General features: G+C 38.7%; 6 protein-coding genes. 3 read left to right on the top strand and 3 right to left on the bottom strand.

Going from position 1 to position 5,159, the window contains the following annotated elements; translation table 11 throughout:
• The 3 genes from EA341_RS05850 to EA341_RS05840 form a co-directional block, all read left to right on the top strand.
• Positions 1 to 1,114 (top strand): 1-deoxy-D-xylulose-5-phosphate synthase (locus tag EA341_RS05850; protein WP_293012254.1); only part of this gene is annotated, 1,114 nt, incomplete at its 5' end.
• Between the two features lie 60 nt (positions 1,115 to 1,174).
• On the top strand, positions 1,175 to 1,408 hold the full coding sequence (locus EA341_RS05845) for a DUF2442 domain-containing protein (RefSeq protein ID WP_293012251.1): 234 nt from the start codon (positions 1,175 to 1,177) through the stop codon (positions 1,406 to 1,408).
• A 54-nt stretch (positions 1,409 to 1,462) separates the two neighbouring features.
• Positions 1,463 to 2,227 (top strand): alpha/beta hydrolase, encoded by a 765-nt coding sequence (locus tag EA341_RS05840; RefSeq protein ID WP_293012248.1) that lies wholly within the window; start codon positions 1,463 to 1,465, stop codon positions 2,225 to 2,227.
• A gap of 232 nt (positions 2,228 to 2,459) precedes the next feature.
• Here EA341_RS05840 and EA341_RS05835 read toward each other — a convergent pair whose 3' ends face one another.
• From EA341_RS05835 to EA341_RS05825, 3 genes are all read right to left on the bottom strand, one after another.
• Positions 2,460 to 3,602 (bottom strand): AI-2E family transporter, encoded by a 1,143-nt coding sequence (locus tag EA341_RS05835; RefSeq protein WP_293012245.1) that lies wholly within the window; start codon positions 3,600 to 3,602, stop codon positions 2,460 to 2,462.
• Between the two features lie 125 nt (positions 3,603 to 3,727).
• The gene (locus tag EA341_RS05830) at positions 3,728 to 4,417 is read right to left on the bottom strand and encodes a LytTR family DNA-binding domain-containing protein (protein WP_293012243.1); all 690 of its coding nucleotides are present in this window, start codon (positions 4,415 to 4,417) and stop codon (positions 3,728 to 3,730) included.
• A 3-nt stretch (positions 4,418 to 4,420) separates the two neighbouring features.
• The coding region (locus tag EA341_RS05825; RefSeq protein WP_293012240.1) for a sensor histidine kinase at positions 4,421 to 5,159 on the bottom strand (739 nt) is incomplete at its 5' end.

Raw genomic sequence — 5,159 nt, 5'->3', positions numbered from 1 at the left:
GGTACTTGCCGATCTGAGAGACATTCCCGGTCCAAAAATCCTCCACTGTGTCACCGTAAAGGGAAAAGGCTATGCTCCAGCAGAAAATGGTAATAAAACTACTTGGCATGCACCTGGTCTTTTTGATAAGGTAACAGGAGAAATTTATAAAAAAGCCCCTACCAAACCACAGGCTCCCAAATATCAGGATGTCTTCGGGCATACACTTGTGGAGTTAGCCAAGGAAAATGATAAAATCATGGGCATAACTCCTGCCATGCCTTCAGGTTCTTCACTCAATATTATGATGAAGGAAATGCCTGATAGGGCATTTGACGTGGGTATTGCAGAACAACATGCGGTAACTTTTTCTGCAGGCTTGGCCACTCAAGGAATGATTCCTTTCTGTAACATCTACAGCACTTTTATGCAAAGGGCATATGATCAGGTAGTACATGATGTGGCGCTTCAGAATTTACAAGTAGTATTCTGCTTAGACAGAGCAGGATTTGCAGGAGCTGATGGTCCTACCCACCATGGCGCATATGATATTGCGTATTTTAGGTGTATTCCGAATATGGTGGTATCTGCCCCAATGAATGAGGAGGAGTTGAGGAACTTGATGTTTACGGCAACCAAATTTGAAGGCCCATTCTCTATTAGGTACCCACGTGGTCAAGGTGTCATGCCAGAATGGAAAACCACAATGCGTGAGATTCCTATTGGTCAGGGCAGGATTGTCAAGGAAGGTGAAGAAGTTGCCATTTTATCCATAGGACATATAGGAAATTATGCCGTAGAAGCTACAGAGATGCTTGCCAAAGAAGGCTTGAATCCGGCACATTATGACATGCGTTTTGTGAAACCTTTGGATGAAGAGTTACTTCATGAGATTTTTGGAAAATTTAAAAAAGTCATCACTATAGAAGATGGCTGTTTGATGGGTGGCTTTGGTTCGGCAGTGATTGAATGGATGTCCGACAATGGCTACACTGCTCAAGTCAAAAGGCTTGGAATTCCCGACGCTGTCATAGAGCATGGAGAACAGATAGAACTGCATCGTGAATGTGGTTTTGATCCGGAAGGAATTGCCGATGCTGTGAGAGCCATGGCTGAGGTTCAAGTAAAGGGTTGATATTTGTAGATATTGGATATTAATTGATATTAATCTTCTAAGTAGAAGTTTTATCTTGATATGAAAAACTCACCAATCCATAAATCCCCATTGGCAAAAAAAGTTTGGTTTGATGACAATAAAATGTTTATACTTTTGGAGGATGGTAGAGAATTGGGCATTCCCTTGGAATGGTTCCCAAGGTTGAGAAAGTCCACAAAAGAGGAATTATCAAAATGGAGATTAATAGGCGATGGAGAAGGAATACATTGGGATTCTTTGGATGAGGATATTTTGGTAGGGGCTTTGCTTTAATTCAGTAAGATTTTATCAGCAATAAGATTCCAATATATTTCTTAGTTTCAATGCATGATAGCTTTTTCAAAAAACGGTAAGGGGCTTCCGGTCATACTCATCCACGGATTTTGTGAAACAAAGGAAATGTGGAAAACTTTTTCTGACCACTTATCCACATCTTACACTGTGTATTGCCCTGATTTACCCGGGTTTGGGGAGAGCACACTTCAAGAAGAAAAACTCAATATTGAAACGGTAGCTGTATTCTTAGCAGAATGGATGGATGAGAATGGGATTAAAAGCCCTTCCATCATTGGCCACTCGCTTGGCGGCTATGTTACTTTGGCCTTGGCTGAACTTTTAGGAAGTGATATAAAATCAATCGGATTATTCCACTCCACCGCATTTCCAGACACTGATGAGAAGAAAAAAACCAGGAATAAGACAATCACATTTTTAAAAAAACATGGTGTGGATAAGTTTATGGATTCATTTGTGCCAGCCTTGTTTTCAGCGTCTCATAGAGAATCCCATTCACAAACGATACATACTCTTATTTCTGCCGGAAAAAAAACCTCAACACAAGCAGCTATTGCTTATACTGCTGCCATGAGGGACCGAAAAGATCGTTTTCAATTGTGGAAAAGTATTTCCAAGCCTAAATTGATGATCGCAGGTGAATTGGATTCTGCTGTAACATTGGAAAGCAGCAGACTACATAGGGATTTTTCGGATAACTATTATGAACTCAAAGGGGTAGGTCACATGGGCATGTTTGAAGCGGAAAAGGATAGTCTGGAAATGCTGAAAAAGTTTTTGGATCAGGTGTTTGAATAATTTTTTTGGCCACTAAGACACGAAGGCGCTAAGGTTTAAATATCTATTTTGGATCTATTCTAATAAAGACAGATCTCCTCTGATTAGCAAAGATAACCTCGTTGCGATCTTTGCGATAATCGTTGCGTTCGCTGCGTGAAATGTAAATGGTTAAAAGTCAGGGAATGACATTTATCAAACAGGTCTAATGTCCTAGACGAAAACGGTCTGATTTAACCAATATAAACCTAACCTATTCCTTTTTCAGTACTTTTTCTTCATTGCTAAACAGATACCCAAAAGACTGCAAATCAGGGATATTCCTACAGAAAACAGAGATAATGGCAAATACGGGTATGGATATCACCATACCAATTATTCCCCAGATGGCATTACCTATCAATACAGATAAAATGACGAAAAACGGATTGATATTGAGCCTTTTACTAAAAATAATTGGCTGAAAAACATAGGTATCTAAAAACTGGACAATCAAAAAGGTGATTGAGATCATGATAAACATATTTGTTCCTCCTCCTGAACCTATACCTAAAATAAGTGCAATCACATAAGCTCCCATATTCCCAATAAATGGAATCAAAGACAAAACAGCTCCAATCAAACTGGCTAAAATGAAATTTTCAACTCCTGAAATCCATAATCCCAAGCCGTATAATCCCACCAATATCACCATTAAAACCAGACGTCCACCCAAATAGTACTGCACAAGTTTGGTGGATTTTACTATTGTATCCTTGTATCTTTCCCTCTCATCTTTGGAGAATAGTAACATGGAAAATTTAAAAAATTTCTTCCGATACAATAAAATAAGAAACAGGTAAACAAACATTAAAATAAAATCAGCCAAGAAGCTAAATGTAGCCCCCAATACTTCTATAGCCCCTTTTTGATTTTCTTTTACTTCCTTGCCGTCTGGCTTTTCCTCGGGTTCGCCTTCTCCATCCTCTCCTTTATCTTTCCCTTCCTCTTCAAACCCAAAATCTTCTTTATACGACTCCAGTTTACCCTTTTCCAATGGTGTATGCTTGAGAACAAATGATTCTATGGATACCAAGGTAGGATAGAATTGCTTTTGAAGGTCCTCGGAATCTTCCAAGAAATTCCTCACCTGAAAAGACACCAATGCCGTCACCCCAATAATAATTACCATATTGAGCAAAAGCACGGTGGTGGTCGACCAAAATCGGGTAAAACTCCAAGATTCTAACTTTCGGGCAACAGGGACAGACAACATTGCCAAAATCAAAGCCACTATTACAGGAGCTAAAACGTCCTTTGAAGCAATAAGCCCTTTTGCTAAAAAATAGAACCCAATTATTATCAAGAAGAAAGCACTTATCTTTTTGGGATCTCTGAAAATTTTCTTTAAAGTCATAGCATTTTAAAATAAGCCTAATGTAGATCAATAATTATGCTATCAGGCTTTAAGTCAGTTATAAGACTGTGCAGGGGAAAGTATTCCCCAACTTTAAAGACATAGAAAAATGTATTTCCCCAAATTCAGGGTTTCTTTAAAAGTCTTTTCTCTACCAATTCCCTGTAGGAGTTGGCCAATGGTATGGTTTCTCCTTTTATGGTGACCTGATGTTTTTCAAGTTTTTCCACACTCTTCAGATTTACCACGTAAGATTTATGGATCCGCATAAAAATCTCTGAAGGAAGCATAGATAAAATCTCAGGGATGCTCATGCGCGTGCTGATAGTGCCTTCCTTAGTGTGGATAAACAAGAGGTTGCCTTCGGATTTGACATACTTCAATTCACTTAAATTTACCCGTATCCAATCATAACTGTCTTTGAAAAAGACGCTGGTTTCCTCACCTTTTTTCCTTAATATTTCCTGAAAGGCCCTGTTGATGGCTGTCAGAAACCGGTCAAAGCCAAAAGGCTTTAAAAGGTAATCCATAGCCTGAAGTTCATAGCCTTGTAGGGCAAACTCCGAGTGAGCTGTGGTAAAAATAAAAGACTTTCCAAGTGGCTGAATGATTTTTGCTAACTCAGTCCCTTTCATTCCGGGCATGTTGATATCCAAAAAAATAAGATCCGGCTGTTTCTCAAAAATATAAGCCAAACCCTCTCTGGGATCGGTGAACGTTTTTTCCAAATGGATAAAAGGTACCTTTTCTATGTACTTTTGAATAATGCCCAATGCCGGCAATTCATCATCTATAGCTACTGCAGTTATCAACATTTCTCAACCAATTAAATCTATTTTCAAAAATACTTTAAAAACATCACCCATATCAATGATTTCTAAATCGTGTTTTTGGGGATATAATGACTTCAGTCTTTGCCTTACCAAATGTATCCCATTTCCAGTGCCTTTATTTTCCTGTACATGTTGCCCGATATAGGAGTTATCCACGTTCAGTACAAGCTTTCCCTCTTCTACTTTTAGGTCAACGAGTAATACCGGTTTTTCTGATGGTCTATTGAGTGCTGTGAATTTGAAAGCATTTTCCAAAAATGGCTGAATCAACATAGGGCTGATTTTTACTTCTATCCCATCCCAATTGATTCGAATCTGGACATTCGCGGTTCCTAAATGATGAAACCTGCTTTTTTGTAATTCAATATATTTTTCCAAAAAGCCTATTTCATCTGACATTTGTATATAGTCTATCTTAGACTTCTCAAGAGCAAAGCGCATCAGCTCTGATAATTGTAATATCTGATTTGCAGCTTTCTCACTGCCCTCTGAAATCGCCGTACTGTAACTGGTATTCAGGGCATTGAAAAGAAAGTGGGGATTTAGTTGGGATTGTAATAAACTTAACTCTGCCCGTTCCTTTTGCTGGATAAGCTTTGCTTGATTTTTTTTCGTCTCTATCATGTCAAAAAACCAAGTAAAGGCAAGAAAGTACAGAGCAATCACCAAAGTCAAAATCAGGTTTTCCTTCATAACGTCTGGCTCGTATTGGGAAAGCCATTGA

Origin of the sequence: Mongoliibacter sp., from assembly GCF_007692705.1 — a bacterium.
Taxonomy (GTDB): Bacteria; Bacteroidota; Bacteroidia; order Cytophagales; family Cyclobacteriaceae; genus Mongoliibacter.
This window is presented reverse-complemented; position numbering and strand designations above follow the sequence as displayed.

Coding starts and splice junctions, on each gene's coding strand:
- EA341_RS05845 (WP_293012251.1), top strand. CDS start 1,175: ATGAAAAACTCACCAATCCATAAATCCCCATTGGCAAAAAAAGTTTGG.
- EA341_RS05840 (WP_293012248.1), top strand. CDS start 1,463: ATGATAGCTTTTTCAAAAAACGGTAAGGGGCTTCCGGTCATACTCATC.
- EA341_RS05835 (WP_293012245.1), bottom strand. CDS start 3,602: ATGACTTTAAAGAAAATTTTCAGAGATCCCAAAAAGATAAGTGCTTTC.
- EA341_RS05830 (WP_293012243.1), bottom strand. CDS start 4,417: ATGTTGATAACTGCAGTAGCTATAGATGATGAATTGCCGGCATTGGGC.